Genomic DNA, 22,341 nt, shown 5'->3' on the forward strand with positions numbered 1-22,341 from the left:
TTTAGAGAGGAGAGAGCATTGCTCTCTCCTTTTTATTTACAAACAATGATTATCTATTTTAAATGAAAAGGTTGTAAGAAACGATTCTCAGTAATAGATTTATATTATTATTAGATTTAAAAGACATATTTAATATCTAAAAGTAATCTTGATAATTTTTTTTGGTTTATTTTAGTTATAAAAGTAGACATAGAATGTAAATATTGGTATACTGTACTAGTTTTAATAAACTAATAATTTAAAGGAGACATGAAAATGAATAAGAAAAAACTATCGTTTATCTTTTTCATTGTTTGTATATTAACTGTATTTGTTTCACTAAGCTTAACAAAAGCTGCTGCTGAAACATCGGCTACTACGTCTAATAGTAAGACTGTTGACACAATTACTTCACTCAATATTACGAATGAAAAAGGTGGTAATCTTGAGGAAGATTTGCAACAATGGATTACTTTTAGGCTTAATGCGAATTATGACTTAACAGATAAAAACGTTAAAGCTGGGGACACAACAGTTGTAGATTTATCAGATTCACTATATATTGAGTCAGAAAATTTTGAGATTCGTGATGAAAATACAAACGAAGTAATCGCAAATGGTCAGATTGATGAAACAAAAAAACATATCGTCTTAACCTATACTGATTATGTTGAAAAACACTCTGATACAAACGGTTCTTTCTACGTCTATACTCGGGTAGATTTCCAAAAACACCCTGAAGAAGGAGAAATCCCTGTCGAGGTAACGATTAATGGGAAAACACAAGTAGTTGGAAAAGTTAACTTCACCGGTGTTGGAGATGGAAATCCTGTGTTGTTTTCTAAAACAGGATGGGTAAGTAGTGAAGATCAAAAGACACTCTCTTACACCATTTCAATCAATCGTACTAAAGAAAGTCTTCAAGATGCTACAGTAGAAGACACATTGAAGTTTTCGAATGCATCTTATATTAAAGATAGTATTCGTATTATCAAAGGTAAATTTGACTATGTTAAAGGACTTTGGGAATTTACTGATAGAACAGATGTAACAGACCAACATACTGTTACAGTAAGTGAAGATGGACAATCATTTGTTGTACAACTTGGTGACATCACAGAGTCAGATCAATATCGAATTGAATATAAAGTTCAAGCCAATTATTCACCAGCAGACGGAGAAAAATTAAATAATGATGCTGTATTAAAAGGTAAAGGAAAGGCTGTTAAATATGTTGAGCAATCCACTGTCGTTCAAGTAGCAGGTGGTTCAGGGGTTGGTTACGTATTTACAATTAATATTCATAAAGTTGATGATGAAAATCAACCAGTAGCTGGTGTTAAGTTTAAAGTCGTACGACAAGCTAATAATCAAGTTATTGGAGAATACGTTACAGATGCTGAAGGAAAAATTACAGTAACTGGTCTTTTAAAAGATAAGTATATTCTCACAGAGGTTGAAGCTCCAAAAGGTTATGTTATGAATGCTGCAGATACAGAAGTAAATGCAACAGATTTTGGAGCAGATAAGTCAGTTACCAAAACAATTGTCAATCCAAAAGAACAAACCACAACCACGACAGAGGCTCCAACCACGACAGAGGCTCCAATAACGACAGAGGCTCCAACAACGACTGAAGCTCCAACCACAACAGAAGCTCCAACTACGACAGAGGCTCCAACCACAACAGAAGCTCCAACCACAACAGAAGCTCCAACCACGACAGAGGCTCTAACCACGACAGAGGCTCCAACCACGACAGAGGCCCCAACCACGACAGAGGCTCCAACCACGACAGAGGCTCCAACCACAACAGAAGCTCCAACCACAACAGAAGCTCCAACCACGACAGAGGCCCCAACAACGACTGAAGCTCCAACAACGACTGAAGCTCCAACAACAACTGAAGCTCCAGCAACAACAGAAGCTCCAACAACAACTGAAGCTCCAACAACGACTGAAGCTCCAGCAACAACAGAAGCTCCAAAAACGACTGAAGCTCCAAAACCTGCAGATACAACAACGACTGAAGCTCCAAAACCTGCAGATACAACAACTACTACAGAAGAGCGACCAAGTCTGCCATTTACTGGTGAGGCTACAAGCCTAGTACTTGTATTAACTGGTGTGGTAATCATGTCAGGAACAGTTGTTATGAAACGTAAATTTACTAAATAATAATTTTTAGAAAATCTACACTATCTTAAAGAGAGCCGAAAGGCTCTCTTTTCAATTTAATGAGTGTATATAAATCTTCCTACTTAATAAATTATTTTTTATAAAAAAGTGATAATAGCAAGTTTGAAATTAATAGTGGAAATTCATGGAATAAAGCATTTTGGTCTTGACAAATTGCTCTTATCCATGTAAAATAGAATAGATCTTGAACTTGAAGGGAGTGAAAAAAATGTCTAAAACAGTAGTACGTAAGAATGAATCTCTTGACGATGCACTTCGTCGTTTCAAACGTGCGGTTACTAAAGCTGGTACTCTTCAAGAAACACGCAAACGTGAATTCTATGAAAAACCTTCTGTAAAACGTAAACGTAAATCAGAAGCAGCTCGTAAACGTAAAAAATTCTAATTTAAAATGAAAGGCTAGACTTGTCTAGTCTTTTTTGTATTCTTAAGACCCGAATAATTTTACATGTTTCAATGATTATTTATGAATTGGAAAAAGTTCAAACTTAATAGTAAAAAATCTTTTTATTTTAGTTATAAAATAAATTATATATTTTAGTTGAATTAAATAGACAAATATAGTAAAATCATATTAAAATGGTGTAATTTTACACGGAGGTAAATGGGGATGAAAAACCAGAAAAGGTTTGGAAAATTATTGATCACTTTGTTGTCTACTGGAGTGCTTTTGGCTGCACTTCAAAGTCAAGAAATTATTACTGCTGAAGAAGCAACGACAGCTGAGCAAATTTCTACAACAAGTGCTGAAGCAACAACTACTGCCGAAGCTGTAACAACTACAGAAACTCCTGCACGTGAAGCTAGAGAAGTAGCTGCAGAAGTGACTGGTACTATTAAAAATCATGACATTAAATATTATGAATACTATACAGATGTAGACCTTTCTTTTTCAATTACAGAAGATGATGTGAAAGAAGGCGACTATGTTACAGTTACATTAGAAAACGTTGCTATCTTAAATCAATTAAATGGTAAGGATGTCACTTACGAAGGTAAGACAATTGGTAAAATTTCAATTGTTTCGTTTGAAAACGTCAATAAAGCACGTCAAGGTTCTAACGACAAAGCTCAAATGGAACAAGCTCAATTAGAATCAACACGTGCTACACTAAAAGTTACATTTACGAAAGCTATTGAAGCTGAAAAACCAGATGTATTGAAACAAGTCAAGTTCCAAATTAAATCAGATAACGCTTATAATGGAGCTGTAATCGCAAATAAAGACTACACTTTAAACCAAGTGATTAAAGTGGGATCTTCTTCTGTGACAAGTACAGTAGATATTCCGAAAGTAGAACAATTTGCTACTGAGACAAATTCAATTAACTTTACACCTTCTGGAAATACAATTAAGTTCAATGCAGATGGCTCATATGAAACGTCTACACAATTCCAAGTTCGTGGAAGTGAAGGTATGAAAGTTGGTTCAACTGTTGAGTTAGAATTCAATGATGCTTCAGGTATCGAGTGGAAAACAAGTGGAGATGATGCAATTAAAGTGGGCGACACACACCAAGCTTACTTTATCTTACCTGTATACAGTTCATATGAAGTGAACGAATATGGAGCATATGTATTCCCAACAGGTGTAGCACCTAAGTTTAAAGTAACTTCAGTTTCAGCTAAGAAAATCACACTTGAAATGATTTCAGGAGATGTTCCAAAAGAATTAGGAGTATTCTTCGGTGTTGGTCAAAACCGTATTAATATCATCGATAAATCTAAGATTGATCTTGAAAAAATGCAATATGATGTTTCGAAAGTAGCTACGGCAACTATTGATGGGAAAAATTCAAAGGGTATCTATATTTACCGTATCATTAATGACTCTGCAGGTGCACAATTAGTTCTGGATACGCTTGTCACAGACTACAAAGATATCGATACAAAAGAAAATCTTAAACCACAGGATAAGGGTTGGAAAGATCCAGCTACTATTGATGGATATGAGTTTGTAAAAACAGAAAAAGACCGTGAAGGAAATCGTATCCACTGGTATAAAAAAGTTGAACAAACTATGACAACAACAACTAGTACTACGACTACAACTACCACGACAACAACAGAAGAGCCAACGACTACTTCAACAACGACAATGACAGAAGAGCCAACGACTACTTCAACAACTACAACAACAGAAAAATCAACTACCACTACTACAACAGTTGAGACAACTCCAGGTAAATCAAGTGAAGAAACTCCTTCAGGTAAAACAACTGAAGAAACAAGACCTGAAACTACGTCTACAACATCTGAATCTAAAAAGGAATTGCCAAATACTGGTTCTAAGGAATCATTGTTTGCAACAGGAGTAGCACTCTTGGTAGCTGGTCTTGGAGTCTTGGGCTTAAAGAAACAAGATAACTAAAGTACACTATCTATTATGAAATAATAGTCAGAAGGATTAGACAACAATTTGTTGTTTAATCCTTTTTTGTATCGTTCAAATATTATCAGATAAATTAATAGTGTAAACACGGTAAAAAACACAAACTTCTTCCTACAATCTGATATAATAGTAAGAGAACTCAATTGAAGGAGGAATATATGTCGGTTTCAGTAAAAGAAGTAATTGAGAAGCTTAGATTAGACATTGTCTATGGGGAGCCTGAATTACTTGAAAAGGAAATTAATACTGCAGATATAACGCGACCTGGTCTTGAAATGACAGGCTATTTTGATTACTATACTCCAGAGCGTATTCAATTGTTGGGGATGAAGGAATGGTCTTATCTAGTCTCTATGCCTTCTCAAAATCGTTACACTGTTTTGAAAAAAATGTTCCTACCAGAAACACCAGCAGTTATTGTTGCGCGTGGTTTGGTAGTTCCAGAGGAAATGTTGAAGGCAGCCAGAGAATGTAAAATTGCGATTTTAACTAGTCGTACAGCAACCAGTCGTTTGTCTGGAGAACTTTCTAGCTATCTTGATTCTCGTCTAGCAGAACGTACTAGTGTACACGGTGTCCTAATGGATATCTATGGTATGGGTGTTTTGATTCAAGGTGATAGTGGAATTGGTAAGAGTGAGACAGGTTTAGAACTAGTTAAACGTGGTCACCGCTTGGTGGCAGACGATCGAGTAGATATCTATTCTAAGGATGAAATGACTCTCTGGGGTGAACCTGCTGAAATTTTGAAACATTTGTTAGAAATTCGTGGAGTAGGGATCATTGATGTCATGAGTCTATACGGTGCTAGTGCAGTTAAGGATTCTTCACAAGTTCAGCTAGCTGTTTATTTGGAAAATTACGATACACATAAGACCTTTGACCGCTTAGGAAATAATGCTGAAGAGTTGGAAATTTCAGGTGTTTCTATTCCGCGTATTCGGATTCCTGTAAAAACAGGTCGCAATATTTCTGTGGTCATTGAAGCTGCTGCCATGAACTATCGTGCTAAGGAAATGGGCTTTGATGCGACACGTCTCTTTGAAGAAAGATTGACGAAATTAATTGAAAAGAACGAGGTGCAAAATGATTGATCCAGTTGCTTTTCAAATAGGTCCATTTGCCATTAGATGGTATGCACTTTGTATCGTTTCCGGCCTTATCTTAGCGGTATATTTGGCAAGTAAAGAAGCTCCTAAAAAGAAAATCTTATCAGAAGATATTCTGGATTTTATCTTAGTGGCTTTCCCTTTGTCAATCATCGGCGCGAGACTTTACTATGTTATTTTTAAATTTGACTATTATAGCCAACATTTAGGGGAGGTATTTGCTGTCTGGAATGGTGGTCTTGCGATTTACGGCGGTCTAATTACCGGAGCGATTGTACTTTATATTTTCGCAGACCGTAAATTAATCAATACCTGGGATTTCTTAGATATTGCAGCTCCGAGTGTAATGATTGCTCAGAGTCTAGGACGTTGGGGGAACTTCTTTAACCAAGAAGCTTATGGCGCAGTTGTGGAGAGTCTTGACTACTTGCCTAGTTTCATTAAAAATCAGATGTATATTGATGGCTCATATCGACAACCAACCTTCCTTTACGAATCTATCTGGAACCTGATTGGTTTTGCTTTAATTATTATTTTTAGACGCCGATTAAATGGCATTCGTCGTGGTCATATCACAGCCTTTTACTTAATTTGGTATGGTTTTGGACGTATGATTATTGAGGGCATGCGTACAGATAGTCTCATGTTCTTTGGACTTCGAGTATCTCAGTGGTTGTCTGTTCTATTAATTGGACTTGGTATTTATATTATCGTTTATCAAAATCGGAAAAAAGCACCATTTTATAATGTAAAAAAGGAGAATTAGAATGTTAGAAGTTGCTTATATTTTTGTGGCTATTGCCTTGATTGTCTTTATAGTTTATTTGATTATTACCCTTCAAAAAGTTGGACGTGTAATTGATGAAACAGAAAATACTGTTAAAACGCTAACTTCAGATGTAAATGTTACTCTACATCACACAAACGAACTTCTTGCCAAGGTCAATGTTCTTGCTGATGATATCAATATCAAAGTTGCAACCATTGATCCACTCTTTACAGCAGTTGCAGACCTTTCTGTTTCTGTCTCTGACTTAAATGAGCAGGCTCGTGTCTTGAGTAAAAAAGCATCATCTGCAGGTTCAAAAACATTAAAGACTAGTGCAGGCTTATCTGCCGTTCGTATTGCAAGTAAATTTTTTAAAAAATAAAAAGGAGATAACTCATGCGTAAATTATCATCAATCCTTTTAGGAACTGTTTCAGGTGTGGCTGTTGCCTTGTTTCTAACAAGTGAAAAAGGGAAACGTGTTACTAGTCAGGCACAAGACTTTATTGAAGATCTGAGAGAAGATCCAGAATATGCTAAGGAACAAGCTCTTGAAAAATTGACAGAAGTCAAAGAACAAACCAGAGATTTTGTTCTAAAGACAAAAGAACAAGTAGAATCAGGCGAAATTACCTTGGATTCAGTTCTTGAAAAATCTAAATCTTTAGCTCAACAAGCAACTGAGGCTTCAAAAGAGACCTTGAACAATCTCAAGGAACAATTGGAAGAAAAAGTAGTTGTTGAAGACCCAGAAGACGGTCAAGAAATCATCATCGAAATCGAAGAAGATTAAAATAGAAATCACCATTTTTGATTCCCTTAGAGTCGGAGATGGTGATTTTTTTCTTGAGGGAAGTCTTTGTGGTATAATAAATACTATGCAGAAGAAACCAACATCAGCTTATGTGCACATTCCATTTTGCACACAAATCTGTTATTATTGTGACTTTTCTAAGGTCTTTATTAAAAATCAACCAGTAGACAGCTATCTAGAACATCTACTGCAAGAATTTCATTCTTATGACATTCAGAAATTGCGTACTCTCTATATTGGGGGAGGGACACCGACAGCCTTGTCTGCGCTACAGTTAGAGGTGCTTCTGGATGGATTGACTAAAAACTTAGATTTGTCAGTCTTAGAAGAATTAACCATTGAGGCTAATCCTGGTGATTTGGATGAGGATAAGATTGCAGTTTTGAAAAATTCAGCAGTCAACCGTGTTTCATTGGGCGTCCAAACCTTTGATGATAAAATGCTGAAAAAAATTGGTCGTAGTCATTTAGAGAAAGATATCTATGAAAATATAGATCGTCTCAAGTTAGCAGGGTTTGATAATATTTCCATTGACTTGATCTACGCTCTTCCTGGTCAGACTATGGACCAGGTCAAGGACAATGTTGCCAAGGCCATCGCTCTTGATATACCTCATATGAGCCTTTATAGTTTGATTCTAGAAAACCATACGGTCTTTATGAATCGTATGCGTCGTGGGAAATTACCACTTCCTAAAGAAGAAGTAGAAGCTGAAATGTTCGAATATATCATTGCTGAATTAGAGCGTGCTGGTTTTGAGCATTACGAAATTTCAAATTTTTCAAAACCTGGCTTTGAAAGTCGTCACAATCTTATGTACTGGGATAATGCTGAGTATTATGGTATAGGTGCAGGTGCGTCTGGCTATGTAAACGGTGTTCGCTATAAAAACCATGGCCCTATCCGCCATTATCTAAAGGCAGTAGAAGAAGGCAATGCTCGCATCAATGAGGAACACCTGAGTCTAAGGGAACAAATGGAAGAAGAGATGTTTCTTGGACTTCGCAAGAAGACAGGAGTTTCAAAAGCAAGATTCGAAGAAAAATTTGGCACATCTTTTGAAAATTTATATGGTCAAGTTGTAAGAGATTTATGTCATCAAGGTCTTTTACAAGTAGAAGGTCAACAAATACGAATGACAAAAAAAGGTCTCTTTTTAGGAGATACAGTAGCAGAACGATTTATATTGGAGTAGAATTATGGGCTTAACTTATCAAATGAAGATGAAAATTCCTTTTGATATGGCTGATATGAATGGCCATATCAAGTTGCCAGATGTTATTTTGTTGTCCCTGCAAGTATCAGGAATGCAATCAATTAATCTAGGAGTGAGTGACAAGGATGTTTTAGAACAGTATAATCTAGTCTGGATTATCACTGATTATGATATCGATGTTGTACGTTTACCTCAATTTGATGAGGAAATCACAATTGAAACGGAAGCCTTGACTTACAATCGTCTATTTTGCTACCGCCGATTTACTATTTATGATGAAGATGGTCAAGAAATCATTCGCATGGTAGCTACCTTTGTTCTTATGGATCGTGATAGTCGGAAGGTTCATCCTGTAGTTCCAGAAATTGTCGCCCCTTATCAGTCTGAGTTTTCTAAGAAACTAGTCCGTGGACCAAAATACACAGAGTTAGAAAACGCGATTAACAAGGACTACCATGTTCGTTTTTATGACTTGGATATGAATGGTCACGTCAATAACAGCAAATATCTGGACTGGATTTTTGAGGTTATGGGGGCAGATTTCCTAACCAATCATATTCCTAAAAAAATCAACCTCAAGTATGTCAAGGAAGTTAGACCAGGTGGTATGATTACTTCTAGTTACGAATTGAATCAACTAGAAAGCAATCACCAAGTCACAAGTGATGGCGATATTAATGCTCAGGCAAAGATAATTTGGCAAGAAATTAACACAGATTAGAAAGTAATATATGACTTATAAAGGCTATTTAATTGATTTAGACGGTACAATTTATAAAGGAAAAGATAGGATCCCAGCTGGTGAAGCATTTGTTCACGAGTTACAAAAGAGAGAGATTCCCTATCTTTTTGTAACAAACAACACTACTCGTACACCTGAAAGTGTCCAAGAGATGTTGGCAAATCAGTTTAATATTGATACGCCTGTATCGACAATCTATACTGCAACCTTAGCGACCATTGATTACATGAATGACCTGGGGGTTGAAAAGACCGTTTATGTGATTGGAGAAGCAGGGCTCAAGGAAGCTATTCAAGCAGCTGGTTATGTTGAAGATAAAGAAAATCCAGCCTATGTGGTTGTAGGTTTGGACTGGCAAGTTGACTATGAAAAATTTGCTACTGCAACCCTAGCTATCCATAAAGGTGCTCATTTTATCGGCACCAATCCAGATTTAAATATTCCAACAGAACGTGGACTTTTACCTGGTGCTGGTTCACTGATTACTCTTCTTGAAGCAGCAACTCGCGTAAAACCAGTTTATATTGGAAAACCAAACGCGATTATTATGGATAAGGCTGTTGAACACCTAGGACTTGAACGCCAAGAAATTGTCATGGTGGGGGATAATTATCTTACTGATATTCGCGCTGGTATTGACAATGGGATCCCTAGCCTTTTGGTGACGACAGGATTTACAAAACCTGAAGAAGTAGCGGATTTACCAATCGCCCCAACCCATGTCCTCTCAAGTCTATCGGAGTGGAATTTCGATGAAAACTAAATTTACTTTTGTAGGAAGTATTCTCTTTCTCCTCTCGCTTGCTATTTTATTGACCATCTACCTGTCTTGGTTGGTATACCCTCTGGAGATTTCTTGGTTAAATCTGACAAGTCGTGTTCATGTCCAACCTCAGACCATCCAACATAACTTTAATGTTTTGATGGATTATTTGACCAATCCATTGAGTCAAGTATTAGCAATGCCAGATTTTCCTTCGTCTGCCTCTGGAATTCACCACTTTGTGGTTGTAAAGGGACTCTTTCACCTAGCGCAAGGAGTAGCAATCGTAACTCTACCGATTTTCTACCTTTTTTGGAAGCAAGTCATTCAGAAAGGTTTTCTGTCTCTATATCGCAGAGGTCTCTTGATTATGCTGTCTTTACCTTTGGTTCTTGGTTTAGTTGGCGTCTTCATTGGTTTTGAACAATTCTTTACCTTGTTTCATCAGATTCTATTTGTAGGTGATGATACCTGGCTTTTTGATCCCGCTAAAGATTCGGTCATTCTTATTTTACCAGAGGATTTTTTCCTGCATGCCTTTCTCCTATTTTTCTGCTTGTATGAGTTAATTTTTGGATTCGTTTATCTACTAAGTTGGAAAAAATTACCGAAAAGAGAATAAATGCATAAAAATGTTTTAAAAATTTTACGAAAAACTTATTTTTCTTTAAAAAGTAGGTTTTTTTACGGAAATAACTAGTCAAGCGCTTTATTTTTTTGTATAATAGAGTTAGAAAAGTATGCAAAGTAGAGAATAGCATGATTACACTATTTTTATCACCGAGTTGTACATCATGTCGTAAGGCAAAGGCCTGGCTTGATAATCATAAAGTGCCTTTCCAAGAGCACAACATTATGACCAGTCCTTTATCAAGAAAAGAATTGCAACACATTCTTTCCTTGACCGAAAACGGTACCGATGACATCATTTCAACTCGTTCAAAAATTTTCCAAAAGTTAAATATCGATGTGGAAAGTATCTCGGTGACAGAGTTGCTTAATTTAATTGAGCAATATCCTAGTCTTTTGCGTCGTCCAATCATCATTGATGATAAACGTATGCAGATTGGCTTTAATGAAGATGAGATTCGTGCATTTCTTCCTCGTAGTTATCGTAAGCAAGAATTGAAAGAAGCTACATTAAGAGCTGGTATTAATTAGATGAATAAACAGTATAGTTACCCACTAGATTTGTCGTGGAGCACTGAAGAACTTGCTTCAGTGCTTTCTTTTTTTAATGATGTTGAAGCTGCCTATGAGACACAGGTAGATGTTAAGAAACTATTAGATTCCTACAAGGTATTCAAGTCAGTTGTGCCTAGCAAGAGCGAAGAAAAACGTTTGGGACGTGAGTTTGAATCAGTTAGTGGATACTCTTTCTACCGTGCAGTCCAGTTGGCCAAAGAAAAAGGAGAAGGGAAGATTTCACTTGGAAAATAAATTTACATTTGCCAAAGAAATTGTCAGGGAAGCTGGGGAATACATTCTCCAGCATATGAAAGAGGATCTCCATGTTGAGAGAAAGTCTTCCCCTACAGATTTGGTAACTAAGTTAGATAAAGAAGTTCAAGACTTACTTATTAAAAAAATCCGTTCTCGCTATCCAGATGATCTATTTTGTGCAGAAGAAGGCTGCATGCGTGCAGCAGTAGGACAAGGTTCTGTATGGATTATTGATCCTATTGATGGAACCAACAACTTCGTAGCACAAGGTGAAGATTTTGCCGTTATGCTGGCCTATTTTGAGGAAGGTGTTGGTAAGTTTGGTATTATTTATGATGTCATGAAAGGTGATTGTTACCATGGTGGAGGAGACTTCCCGCCCTGTCGCAATGATGAACCTTTACCACCATTTAAAAAGAAACCCTTGAGAGAATTTTTGGTGTCTGGTAATTCTGGAATGCTAGCGACTAACGAATGGGGTTTAGCTGATTTGGGAAACGCTGCACTTGGTACACGAGTTTATGGCAGTGCCGCTATTAGTTTTGCCAAGGTGCTTTCAGGTCGACTTTTAACTTATATCACTTATTTACAACCTTGGGATTATGCGGCTGCAAGTATTCTAGGCGAGAGTTTGGGTTATAAGGTTTTTACGATTGCTGGTGAGGAAGTCGATTTGCAAACACGACAGGCCGTTATGATTGTGCCAGTCGAGATGAAAGATGAGATTCAATCCTATATCTATGAAAGGAAATAAACCTACATGCAATTTCCAGAAGGATTTGTAAAAAAATACGAAACAATATTGGGAGATGAGGCAAGAGCTTTTCTTGCCTCTTTTGATGATGAAGCTGTTTCTGCCTTTCGTATCAATCCCCTAAAAGAAAGCCAAGTTTCTTTTTCAGATGCGATTCCCAATACACCCTGGGGCTACTATGGGAAGGTTTCAGGGAAATCACCAGAACATGTAACTGGTCTGGTCTATTCACAAGAACCTGCCGCACAAATGGTCGCTCAAGTAGCCCAGCCAAAGCCAGGTATGAAGGTCTTAGACTTGGCAGCGGCTCCCGGTGGGAAATCCACTCAACTGGCAGCTTATCTAGCTGGTGAGGGTATTTTAATTTCTAACGAAATTTCAAACAAACGAGCGAAAGTCTTGGTTGAAAATATGGAACGTTTTGGTGCGACTAATGTCGTTGTGACCAATGAATCAGCAGACCGTTTAGCCAAGGTTTTTAAAGGCTATTTTGACCTGATCGTTTTAGATGCACCTTGCTCAGGAGAAGGGATGTTTCGTAAACAACCTGACGCTATGGATTATTGGAGTGTCGATTATCCTAGCCAGTGCGCTAGTTTACAACGTGAGATTTTAGCAGATGCAGTTACTATGTTGGCTGATGGTGGTCGACTAGTCTATTCAACCTGTACCTGGGCGCCAGAAGAAAACGAAGAAATCGTCCAATGGTTACTGGATAGCTATCATTTTGAATTGATTCCAGTCCAACACATCAATGGAATGGTACCTGGAATTGATTTACCTGAAACAGCTAGAATGTACCCTCATCACTTTAAGGGAGAAGGTCAGTTCGTGGCCCATCTTCAATTTAAAGGTCAAAACAAGGCTGGGAAGTTCAAACCTTCTAAATCCAACCTATCTCGTGAACAGATTTCCTTATGGCAGGATTTTGAGAAAAAACATCTTAAAGAAAAACTGACCGGTGTCCTACAAGTTTTTGGAGACCAGCTTTATCTCTTGCCAGAAGTCCTACCTGATATAGGAAAACTCAAGATAGCTCGTAATGGTCTTCATCTTGGAACTTTTAAGAAAAAACGTTTTGAACCAAGTTTTGCTCTTGGCTTAGCTTTAAAACCAAGCCAAGTCAAGCAAGGAATCGAAATTCATCAAGAAGACTTTGTCAAATATGTGGCTGGTGAAACGGTCCAATTAGCTGAAACTCTTCCAAATGGTTGGTACCAAGTTTTGGTTGGTGGAAATGGTCTAGGTTTTGCAAAAGTAACCGGAAATACCTTGAAGAATTATTTTCCCAAGGGCTTGAGGTTTCAGGTGAAAAACTAGTCAAAAACAGTATTCTATGTTATAGTGGAAGTATGGATTTTCCCTGAAAACAATAGAAAATAAGGGCAAAAATTCAAGCTATTCATCATTATTTTCAAGGAGACAAATAGTGAAAAAATTTAAAAAACTCACCATCTCTCTTGCAACTCTTTTACTTGCTGGTTCGCTAGCAGGATGTGCAAGTTGGATTGATCGTGGGGAGTCTATGACGGCTGTTGGTTCAACTGCCCTTCAACCTTTAGTCGAGGCGGCAGCAGATGAATTTGCGTCCGCACACGTTGGTAAAACAGTCAATGTTCAAGGTGGTGGATCTGGTACTGGACTATCTCAAGTTCAGTCAGGTGCAGTTGATGTTGGGAACTCTGATGTGTTCGCTGAAGAAAAAGACGGAATCGATGCATCCGCGCTAGTTGACCATAAGGTTGCTGTTGCTGGATTAGCTGTCATTATTAATAAAGAAGTAGATGTCGATAATCTGACGACAGACCAGCTCCGACAAATCTTTACAGGAGAAATTACCAACTGGAAGGAAGTCGGCGGTAAGGATTTAGCTATCTCTATTATTAACCGAGCTGCTAGCTCAGGTTCTCGTGCTACCTTTGACAGTGTGATTATGGATGGAAAATCTGCAATACAAAGTCAGGAGCAAGATTCAAACGGTATGGTGAAGTCCATCGTTTCCCAAACCCCTGGAGCTATTTCCTACCTTGCCTTTGCTTATGTTGATGATTCGGTTGGGACCATCAAGCTCAATGGTTATGAGCCAATTTCAGAAAACGTTACAACGAATAACTGGCCTTTGTGGTCTTATGAACATATGTATACACTTGGTGAGCCAAATGAATTGGTTGCCGAATTCCTAAACTTTGTCCTTTCAGACGAAGCTCAGAATGGAATCGTTAAAGGAATGGGTTATATTTCTGTCAAGGAAATGAAGGTTGAAAAAGATGCTGCAGGTACTGTGACAGCCATAGAAGGGAGCCAATAATGAATCAAGAAGAATTATCTAAAAAATTGCTCTCTCCTTCAAAAAACTCTCGTCTTGAGAAATTAGGAAAAGGACTAACCTTTGCCTGCCTATCTTTGATTGTTATCATTGTTGCTATGATTTTGATTTTCGTGGCTCAGAAAGGCTTATCGACCTTCATTGTTAATGGTGTGAATATCTTTGATTTTCTTTTTGGTGCAACTTGGAATCCGTCTGGTAAACAATTTGGTGCCCTTCCAATGATTCTAGGTTCCTTTATCGTGACCATCTTATCAGCTCTGATTGCAACACCATTTGCCATTGGCGCTGCAGTCTTTATGACAGAAGTGTCACCAAAAGGAGCCAAGATTTTGCAACCGGCTATTGAACTCTTAGTTGGGATTCCTTCAGTAGTTTATGGATTTATCGGATTGCAGGTCGTAGTACCATTTGTACGTACTGTCTTTGGTGGAACAGGTTTTGGTATTTTATCAGGGATTTTCGTTCTCTTTGTTATGATTTTGCCGACTGTAACCTTCATGACAACAGATAGCCTACGTGCAGTTCCTCGTCACTACCGTGAAGCTAGTTTAGCCATGGGAGCTACTCGTTGGCAAACTATCTGGCGTGTAACCTTGAAGGCTGCTCGTTCAGGTATTTTTACGGCAGTAGTCTTCGGAATGGCGCGTGCCTTTGGTGAAGCCCTGGCTATTCAGATGGTTGTTGGTAACTCAGCAGTTGTTCCAACTTCATTGACGACACCAGCAGCGACTCTGACATCTGTTTTGACCATGGGAATCGGTAATACCGTTATGGGAACTGTTGATAATAATGTTCTTTGGTCACTGGCCTTAGTATTGCTTTTGATGAGCTTGGCCTTTAACAGTGTGATTAAATTGATTACAAAAGAGAGAGGAAAGAAAAACTATGCACGCTAAGAAATTAGATAAACTTGCAACAGCTGTCCTCTATACCATCGCAGGAATCATTGTGACCATTCTAGCTTCCTTGATTCTTTATATCTTGGTTCGAGGCTTACCTCATGTTTCTTGGTCTTTCTTGACAGGAAAATCATCTTCTTATCAAGCAGGTGGCGGTATTGGAATTCAGCTTTATAATTCCTTTTTCCTTTTGGTGATTACCTTATTTATCTCTGTACCTCTATCAATGGGGGCTGGAATTTTCCTAGCAGAGTATGCTAAAAAAGGTCGGATTACAAATTTTGTCCGTACCTGTATTGAAATCTTGTCTTCTCTACCATCCGTTGTTGTAGGTCTCTTTGGTTACCTCATCTTTGTAGTCCAGTTCGAGTATGGATTTTCCATTATTTCAGGTGCCTTGGCTTTGACCGTCTTTAATCTTCCACAGATGACTCGTAACGTTGAAGACAGTTTGAAACACGTTCACCATACGCAACGTGAAGCTGGTTTGGCGCTTGGACTTTCTCGTTGGGAAACAGTCCTTCATGTCGTTATTCCTGAAGCCCTACCTGGTATTGTAACGGGAATCGTGCTTGCTTCAGGTCGTATCTTTGGTGAGGCTGCAGCCCTTATCTACACAGCGGGTCAATCTGCGCCAGCTCTTGACTGGTCTAACTGGAATGTTCTCAGCGTAAGTAGTCCAATCTCAATCTTCCGTCAAGCAGAAACCTTGGCTGTCCATATCTGGAAAGTCAACAGTGAAGGAACTATTCCTGATGGAACTTTGGTTTCAGCAGGTTCTGCAGCGGTGCTCCTAATCTTTATCTTGATCTTTAACTTTGGAGCACGTAAACTCGGAAGCTATCTACACAAGAAATTAACCGCATCCTAAAGGAGAAGCCATGTCAAAATATAATTGGGATGAAAGGCATATTATTACTTTTCCAGAAGAAAAAGTGGCACTCTCTACGAAGGATTTACATGTTTACTACGGTAAGAATGAATCCATTAAGGGCGTGGATATGCAATTCGAAAAAAATAAAATTACGGCCTTGATTGGTCCATCAGGTTCTGGGAAATCAACCTACTTACGCAGTCTCAATCGTATGAATGATACCATTGATATTGCTAAGGTTACAGGACAGATTCTCTATCGAGGTATTGACGTTAACCGTCCTGAAATCAATGTTTATGAAATGCGTAAACACATCGGAATGGTGTTCCAACGTCCAAACCCATTTGCTAAATCAATTTACCGCAATATCACCTTTGCACATGAACGTGCAGGAGTTAAGGACAAGAAAGTTCTTGATGAAATTGTAGAAACCTCACTTCGTCAGGCCGCCCTCTGGGACCAGGTCAAAGATGACCTTCACAAGTCTGCCTTGACGCTTTCAGGTGGTCAACAGCAACGTCTCTGTATCGCTCGTGCTATTTCTGTAAAACCAGACATTCTCTTAATGGATGAGCCGGCATCAGCCTTGGATCCGATTGCGACAGCTCAGCTCGAGGAAACTATGCTTGAGTTGAAGAAGGACTTCACCATCATCATCGTTACCCACAGTATGCAACAGGCTGCGCGTGCAAGTGACTACACTGGATTTTTCTACTTGGGTGATTTGATTGAGTACGATAAAACGTCAAACATTTTCCAAAATGCCAAGCTACAGTCTACCAATGACTATGTAACTGGACACTTTGGTTAGAAAGGAAACAGTATGACAGAACCGATTTTGCAGGTTAAAGACCTGTCTGTTTATTACAACAAAAAGAAGGCCTTGAATAGTGTTTCCTTATCATTCCAACCCAAGGAAATTACCGCCCTTATCGGTCCCTCTGGATCTGGGAAATCAACACTTCTAAAGGCTATCAATCGTATGGGAGATTTAAATCCTGAAGTGACCACTACTGGTTCAGTGGTTTATAATGGTCACAATATTTATAGCCCTCGTACTGATACTGTTGAGTTACGTAAGGAAATCGGAATGGTTTTCCAACAACCCAATCCATTCCCAATGTCTATCTACGAAAATGTTGTCTATGGACTAAGAATTAATGGAGAGAAAGACAAGCAAGTCTTGGACGAAGCTGTGGAGAAAGCTTTACAGCGTGCTTCAATCTGGGATGAGGTCAAGGATCGCTTGCATGATTCAGCAATTGGTCTATCAGGTGGACAACAACAACGTGTCTGTGTAGCCCGTGTATTGGCGACTAGTCCAAAGATCATCCTCTTGGATGAGCCGACCTCAGCCTTAGACCCTATCTCGGCTGGAAAAATCGAAGAAACCCTATATAGTCTTAAGGACAAGTACACCATGCTATTGGTTACTCGTTCCATGCAGCAAGCATCTCGAATCTCTGATAAAACAGGCTTTTTCCTCAATGGAGATTTGATTGAATTTAACGATACCAAGGAAATGTTCCTCTATCCACAACATAAGGAAACAGAAGATTACATTTCAGGTAAATTTGGATAAGGAGAAAAAGATGTTACGATCTCAATTTGAAGAAGATTTAGAGAAATTGCATAACCAATTCTACGCCATGGGACAAGAAGTTCTTTCCCAAATCAATCGTACTGTACGTGCTTTTGTCACCCATGACCGTGACTTGGCTAAAGAAGTCATCGAGCAAGACGCAGAAGTCAATGAATACGAATTGAAACTTGAAAAGAAATCATTTGAAATCATTGCCCTTCAACAACCAGTATCACAAGACTTACGTACAGTTCTAACAGTTCTAAAGGCTGTTTCAGACTTGGAACGTATGGGAGATCATGCTGTATCCATTGCTGAGGCAACCATTCGTATGAAGGGTGAACAACGCATCCCAGCAGTCGAAGAAGAAATCAAAAAGATGGGACGTGATGTTAAAGATTTCGTAGAAACAACCCTCGAACTTTATCTAAACGGATCAGTTGATAAGGCTTATGAAGTTGCAACCATGGATGAAAAAATCAACCATTACTTTGAAAATATTCGTGATTTGGCAACTGAAGAAATCAGAAAGAATCCAGATGCTATCGTCACAGGTCGTGATTACTTCCAAGTGATTTCATACTTGGAGCGCATCGGTGACTATGCTAAAAATATCTGTGAATGGGTTGTTTACTTTGAAACAGGTAAGATTGTCGAATTGTAAAATATTTAGATGATAAAAATTATTGTGAAAGCTTACTTTTTAATATAGTAAGCTTTCATTGTATCGATAGTTTACTTTGTCAGAGGTGAGTAATGGACTACATACAGAGTATAAGAAAAAAAGTTGGAAAAGATAAAATTATTTTAAATTTTACCTGTGGAATATTAAGTCAATCAGGAAAAATATTATTACAAAAACGAGCAGACAAAGGAACTTGGGGTTTACCAGGTGGCGCTATTGAATTAGGTGAATCATCTGTAGAAGCATTAGTGCGAGAGTTTTATGAAGAAACTGGAGTGAAAGTGACAGTAAAAAAACTTTTAAATGTTTATACAAAATATTCAGATAGTTATCCAAATGGTGATGAGGCACAAGTTATTACAATGTTGTATTTAGTTACATCTGAAACTTCGATCTCTACAAATGTTTTTACGAGTGACGAAACTTTAGAATTAGGGTTGTTTGATCACAGGGACATACAAAATATCACAATTGTAAACCAGCAACATCGAGATATGATAAATGATTTTTTTGAAAATTGTTTCCCAATAGATAGATAAACCGATTATTGGATTTGTATTTTTTATAAATATATTTTATGGAAAATACAAGAAAATGTTGACAATTATTTTTAATTAAGTTATAATTATACAAAATTGACAGAGAGGTTGTTTATTTATGAAATTTAAAAAATGGATATTTGTCTTATGTAGTTTTCTTGCAAGTTTCTTTTTAGTTGCTTGCCAATCATCTAGCTCAAGCTCACAGTCTGCAGTAGAGGCAATCAAACAAAAAGGTAAATTAGTGGTCGCAACTAGCCCAGACTATGCACCATTTGAGTTTCAAGCACTTGTGGATGGCAAGAACCAAGTCGTCGGTGCTGATATTGATATGGCACAAGCTATCGCTGACGAACTTGGAGTGAAATTGGAAGTTTCAAGCATGAGTTTTGATAATGTCTTGACCAGCCTTCAAACAGGGAAAGCAGATCTGGCCATTGCGGGAATCAGTGCAACTGAAGAAAGAAAAGAAGTCTTTGATTTCTCAATTCCTTACTATGAGAACAAGATTAGTTTCCTAATCAGAAAAACTGATCTTGAAAAATACAAAGATTTGGATTCTCTAGAAAGTGCAAATATTGCAGCTCAAAAAGGAACTGTTCCTGAATCTATGGTCAAAGAGCAACTTCCTAAAGCGCAGTTGACTTCATTGACAAATATGGGTGAAGCTGTTAATGAACTTCAATCAGGTAAGGTTGATGCTGTTCATATGGACGAGCCAGTAGCACTCAGCTATGCAACAAAAAATGCTGACTTGGCTGTCGCAACAGTAAGCTTAACTATGAAAGAAGGCGAAGAAAATGCAGTTGCTATCAAGAAAGGCAACTCAGATTTGAAGGAAGTAGTTGATAAGGTTATTCAAAAACTAAAAGATGACGGTACTTATCAAACATATCTTGAAAAAGCCGCCAAGCTAACAGAAGTAGAGCAATAAAAAATAACAGAGGCTGGGACAAAAGTCCTAGCCTCTCAATTGTCATTGGATTATCAAGCAAGACGCAGTGGTTGAGTGGGCTCTAATACGCTGATTTCATCAGCTTTTACAGTCCTACTCAACTGTGCGGAGGTGGGACGACGAAATCGAATTCTAACGAATTACCGATTTCTGTCCCACTCTCTGTTTTTAAGCAATTTAATGTTGTTTCAAGATTTTCTAAAGGAATCTTAGCAAATTGATAAGGGCAAGTCTCAATGTAGGACGATTCGAAAAAGTCTAGATTTAAAGAGCTATGTTTGAGGCTTGCAATCTTAGGATAGTTCCTGAGATCAAGCAAAAGTCCATCATGGAGAGGATAGTTTGGTAGGGAAAGGGGATAAGATTTTAATAGCTTATGAATGAAGTCTTGGCTTTTCTCTTGCAGTGCCAATCTTGCTACTCTATTTTTTTCAAAGAGTTGACTATCAATATAGAGTGATAAAGCCTTTTGCATAATGAGATTGTTATCATAGTCCAGAATGTTTTTATAAGAGACAAAAGCATCTTTCATAACATTTGGAAGTATGAGAGCAGTGATTCGAAGTGCGGGGAAAATACTTGTTGAAAAAGACTTGATGTAGATGACCAAATCATTTTGGTCCAAATAATGAAAGGTTTGTCCCATTTTAGGATCTAGATCTCCCAGATAATCATCTTCAACGATAAAAATTTGATATTTGGCTGCTAGATCAAGGATAGCACGTTTCTCCTCTTCAGAATATGAATGACCAAGCGGATAGTGGAATCGAGGAATGGTGTAGAAAAATTTAATGTTACCACTTTTAAAATGTTTCTCAAGTTCTTTCAGGTCAATGCCATCCACGCGACGTTCAATGGTTTGATAGGGAATATTTTGAGCCAGCAGAAGTTGGTTCATTCGGTGATAGGTTGGTTGTTCGACCAGTATTTCTTGGCCCTTACCTGGAAAGTCAATTTGAGAAAGAATAAACAGTGCTTGCTGGGTTCCAGTTGTCATGACTAATTGATCGGGTTTACTATAGATAGCTTGGTCAAACAGTAGTTTCTGAACAGACTTTCGTAATTCTTCTAAACCCTCTTGGTGTTCATAGTAGTTGTAGAGATAATTTTCTCGACCGATCAAGCTTTCATTGACACAAAGACGAAAATCATCATAGGCAGCAGCATGTTCGTCATTGACCGAGATAACGAGGTCTTCGTGGCTAGCTTGTTGTTCTAAAACATAATAGCCACTTTGAGGTTTGGAGTAAATGTATTTCTCGTATCGGAGTTCCAAAAGTGCACGCTGCACAGTATCTTTACTGCAGTGGAAGTCTTGACTGAGTTTTCGGATAGAAGGCAGACGACTTCCTGTTTGAAGTTTTCCTGATTCAATTTCTTCTTTTAGATAGTGAACAACTTGTTCGTACTTACTTTTTTGCTTCATTCCAGACCTCTCTTGATTTTGTTACATTGTACCCTTTTTTTAGATGTTTGGCAATGTTAAAAGGTAGTCTAGCATTCAATTCTAATCAGAAATGTGATATACTTAGTAAGTAAATTTTCAAAGAAGAGTGAGATGATAAAGGTGCAAGAACCAGTTAAATTATTCCAATATAATACTTTGGGAGCCTTGATGGCAGGACTTTACGGCGGGACTATGACAGTTGGTGAGTTACTCGAACATGGAGATTTAGGGCTAGGAACCTTGGACTCTATTGATGGGGAGTTAATTGTCTTAGATGGTAAAGCCTATCAAGCTAAGGGGTCAGGTGATAAACCTGAAATCGTTGAAGTGTCGCCAGATGCTCTGATTCCTTATGCGGCAGTTGTACCTCACCAGGCAGAAGTTATTTTCCGCCAGCGTTTTGAAATGACTGATCAGGAACTAGAAAAACGTATTGAGTCCTACTATGATGGAGAAAATCTTTTCCGTTCGATTAAGATTCATGGTGATTTTAAACACATGCATGTTCGCATGATTCCAAAATCGACAAGCGAAACGAAATTTGCTGAGGTTGCGACTCATCAGCCTGAATATAGTTGCGAAAATGTATCTGGGACTATCGTTGGATTCTGGACACCTGAAATTTTCCATGGTGTCAGTGTCGCAGGCTATCATTTGCACTTTATTTCAGATGACCTAACCTTTGGAGGTCATGTCATGGACTTTGTCATCAAGGAAGGAATCGTAGAGGTTGGAGCTGTTGATCAGTTGGATCAACGTTTCCCTGTCCAGGATCGTCAGTATCTCTTTGCTAAGTTTAATGTTGATGAGATGAAAAAAGATATCGATCAAGCTGAATAAAAGGAGAAAAGT

25 protein-coding genes are annotated in these 22,341 nt (G+C 38.1%); 24 read left to right on the top strand and 1 reads right to left on the bottom strand.

All coding sequences use genetic code 11. The features are described from left to right. Positions 1–255 precede the first annotated feature (255 nt). From HMPREF2957_RS05685 to HMPREF2957_RS05795, 23 genes are all read left to right on the top strand, one after another. Entirely contained in the window at positions 256–2,157 is a 1,902-nt protein-coding gene (locus tag HMPREF2957_RS05685) for an Ig-like domain-containing protein (RefSeq protein ID WP_070678043.1), read from the top strand. A gap of 229 nt (positions 2,158–2,386) precedes the next feature. Continuing rightward, a complete protein-coding gene (rpsU, locus tag HMPREF2957_RS05690) occupies positions 2,387–2,563 on the top strand; it encodes a 30S ribosomal protein S21 (RefSeq protein ID WP_000048054.1) in 177 nt (58 codons plus the stop codon). Between the two features lie 225 nt (positions 2,564–2,788). Further along, entirely contained in the window at positions 2,789–4,549 is a 1,761-nt protein-coding gene (locus HMPREF2957_RS05695) for an LPXTG cell wall anchor domain-containing protein (protein WP_070678234.1), read from the top strand. A gap of 179 nt (positions 4,550–4,728) precedes the next feature. After that, the gene (hprK, locus tag HMPREF2957_RS05700) at positions 4,729–5,664 is read left to right on the top strand and encodes an HPr(Ser) kinase/phosphatase (protein WP_004252528.1); all 936 of its coding nucleotides are present in this window, start codon (positions 4,729–4,731) and stop codon (positions 5,662–5,664) included. Further along, complete coding sequence (lgt, locus tag HMPREF2957_RS05705) at positions 5,657–6,445, top strand: prolipoprotein diacylglyceryl transferase (RefSeq protein ID WP_004252529.1); 789 nt, start codon at positions 5,657–5,659, stop codon at positions 6,443–6,445. The genes hprK and lgt overlap by 8 nt, the downstream gene beginning before the upstream one ends. A 1-nt stretch (position 6,446) precedes the next feature. Further along, positions 6,447–6,830, top strand: coding sequence for a DUF948 domain-containing protein (locus HMPREF2957_RS05710; protein ID WP_004252531.1), 384 nt, complete (start codon positions 6,447–6,449; stop codon positions 6,828–6,830). A 14-nt stretch (positions 6,831–6,844) separates the two neighbouring features. Continuing rightward, on the top strand, positions 6,845–7,240 hold the full coding sequence (locus tag HMPREF2957_RS05715) for a YtxH domain-containing protein (protein ID WP_004252533.1): 396 nt from the start codon (positions 6,845–6,847) through the stop codon (positions 7,238–7,240). An 85-nt stretch (positions 7,241–7,325) separates the two neighbouring features. After that, entirely contained in the window at positions 7,326–8,456 is a 1,131-nt protein-coding gene (hemW, locus tag HMPREF2957_RS05720; RefSeq protein WP_004252535.1) for a radical SAM family heme chaperone HemW, read from the top strand. Positions 8,457–8,460: 4 nt separating this feature from the next. Next, positions 8,461–9,198 (top strand): acyl-[acyl-carrier-protein] thioesterase, encoded by a 738-nt coding sequence (locus HMPREF2957_RS05725; RefSeq protein ID WP_004252538.1) that lies wholly within the window; start codon positions 8,461–8,463, stop codon positions 9,196–9,198. 10 nt (positions 9,199–9,208) lie between these two features. Continuing rightward, a complete protein-coding gene (locus HMPREF2957_RS05730) occupies positions 9,209–9,982 on the top strand; it encodes a TIGR01457 family HAD-type hydrolase (protein ID WP_070678045.1) in 774 nt (257 codons plus the stop codon). Further along, positions 9,972–10,604, top strand: coding sequence for a TIGR01906 family membrane protein (locus HMPREF2957_RS05735; protein WP_004252546.1), 633 nt, complete (start codon positions 9,972–9,974; stop codon positions 10,602–10,604). The genes HMPREF2957_RS05730 and HMPREF2957_RS05735 overlap by 11 nt, the downstream gene beginning before the upstream one ends. 137 nt (positions 10,605–10,741) lie before the next feature. Continuing rightward, positions 10,742–11,143 carry a Spx/MgsR family RNA polymerase-binding regulatory protein gene (locus HMPREF2957_RS05740; protein ID WP_006148218.1) on the top strand — a complete coding sequence of 134 codons (402 nt, stop codon included), beginning with the start codon at positions 10,742–10,744 and terminating at the stop codon, positions 11,141–11,143. After that, positions 11,144–11,422, top strand: coding sequence for a UPF0223 family protein (locus HMPREF2957_RS05745; RefSeq protein ID WP_070678047.1), 279 nt, complete (start codon positions 11,144–11,146; stop codon positions 11,420–11,422). Next, positions 11,412–12,179 carry an inositol monophosphatase family protein gene (locus HMPREF2957_RS05750; RefSeq protein WP_070678049.1) on the top strand — a complete coding sequence of 256 codons (768 nt, stop codon included), beginning with the start codon at positions 11,412–11,414 and terminating at the stop codon, positions 12,177–12,179. The genes HMPREF2957_RS05745 and HMPREF2957_RS05750 overlap by 11 nt, the downstream gene beginning before the upstream one ends. 6 nt (positions 12,180–12,185) lie before the next feature. After that, entirely contained in the window at positions 12,186–13,499 is a 1,314-nt protein-coding gene (locus HMPREF2957_RS05755; protein WP_070678051.1) for an RsmF rRNA methyltransferase first C-terminal domain-containing protein, read from the top strand. Positions 13,500–13,608: 109 nt separating this feature from the next. Further along, the gene (locus HMPREF2957_RS05760; RefSeq protein ID WP_070678053.1) at positions 13,609–14,487 is read left to right on the top strand and encodes a phosphate ABC transporter substrate-binding protein PstS; all 879 of its coding nucleotides are present in this window, start codon (positions 13,609–13,611) and stop codon (positions 14,485–14,487) included. Continuing rightward, positions 14,487–15,404, top strand: a complete 918-nt coding sequence (gene pstC / locus HMPREF2957_RS05765) for a phosphate ABC transporter permease subunit PstC (RefSeq protein WP_004252555.1) — start codon at positions 14,487–14,489, stop codon at positions 15,402–15,404. The genes HMPREF2957_RS05760 and pstC overlap by 1 nt, the downstream gene beginning before the upstream one ends. Continuing rightward, complete coding sequence (pstA, locus tag HMPREF2957_RS05770; protein ID WP_070678056.1) at positions 15,394–16,278, top strand: phosphate ABC transporter permease PstA; 885 nt, start codon at positions 15,394–15,396, stop codon at positions 16,276–16,278. The genes pstC and pstA overlap by 11 nt, the downstream gene beginning before the upstream one ends. Before the next feature lie 10 nt (positions 16,279–16,288). Beyond that, positions 16,289–17,092 (top strand): phosphate ABC transporter ATP-binding protein PstB, encoded by an 804-nt coding sequence (gene pstB, locus HMPREF2957_RS05775; RefSeq protein WP_060955554.1) that lies wholly within the window; start codon positions 16,289–16,291, stop codon positions 17,090–17,092. 12 nt (positions 17,093–17,104) lie between these two features. Further along, the gene (gene pstB / locus HMPREF2957_RS05780) at positions 17,105–17,863 is read left to right on the top strand and encodes a phosphate ABC transporter ATP-binding protein PstB (protein WP_006148225.1); all 759 of its coding nucleotides are present in this window, start codon (positions 17,105–17,107) and stop codon (positions 17,861–17,863) included. 10 nt (positions 17,864–17,873) lie between these two features. After that, on the top strand, positions 17,874–18,527 hold the full coding sequence (gene phoU, locus HMPREF2957_RS05785; protein ID WP_004252561.1) for a phosphate signaling complex protein PhoU: 654 nt from the start codon (positions 17,874–17,876) through the stop codon (positions 18,525–18,527). 92 nt (positions 18,528–18,619) lie between these two features. After that, on the top strand, positions 18,620–19,087 hold the full coding sequence (locus HMPREF2957_RS05790; protein WP_070678058.1) for an NUDIX hydrolase: 468 nt from the start codon (positions 18,620–18,622) through the stop codon (positions 19,085–19,087). Between the two features lie 118 nt (positions 19,088–19,205). After that, complete coding sequence (locus HMPREF2957_RS05795; protein WP_004252563.1) at positions 19,206–20,021, top strand: ABC transporter substrate-binding protein; 816 nt, start codon at positions 19,206–19,208, stop codon at positions 20,019–20,021. Positions 20,022–20,139: 118 nt separating this feature from the next. Here the strand turns inward: HMPREF2957_RS05795 and HMPREF2957_RS05800 are convergent, their stop codons facing one another. After that, positions 20,140–21,468, bottom strand: a complete 1,329-nt coding sequence (locus tag HMPREF2957_RS05800; protein WP_070678059.1) for an aminotransferase-like domain-containing protein — start codon at positions 21,466–21,468, stop codon at positions 20,140–20,142. Positions 21,469–21,600: 132 nt separating this feature from the next. On the opposite strand from HMPREF2957_RS05800, the gene budA reads away from it, so the two are divergent. After that, positions 21,601–22,329, top strand: coding sequence for an acetolactate decarboxylase (budA, locus tag HMPREF2957_RS05805; RefSeq protein ID WP_070678061.1), 729 nt, complete (start codon positions 21,601–21,603; stop codon positions 22,327–22,329). Positions 22,330–22,341: the final 12 nt, after the last annotated feature.

This window comes from Streptococcus sp. HMSC062D07, from assembly GCF_001814215.1.
GTDB classification, from domain to species: Bacteria; Bacillota; Bacilli; order Lactobacillales; family Streptococcaceae; genus Streptococcus; species Streptococcus infantis_I.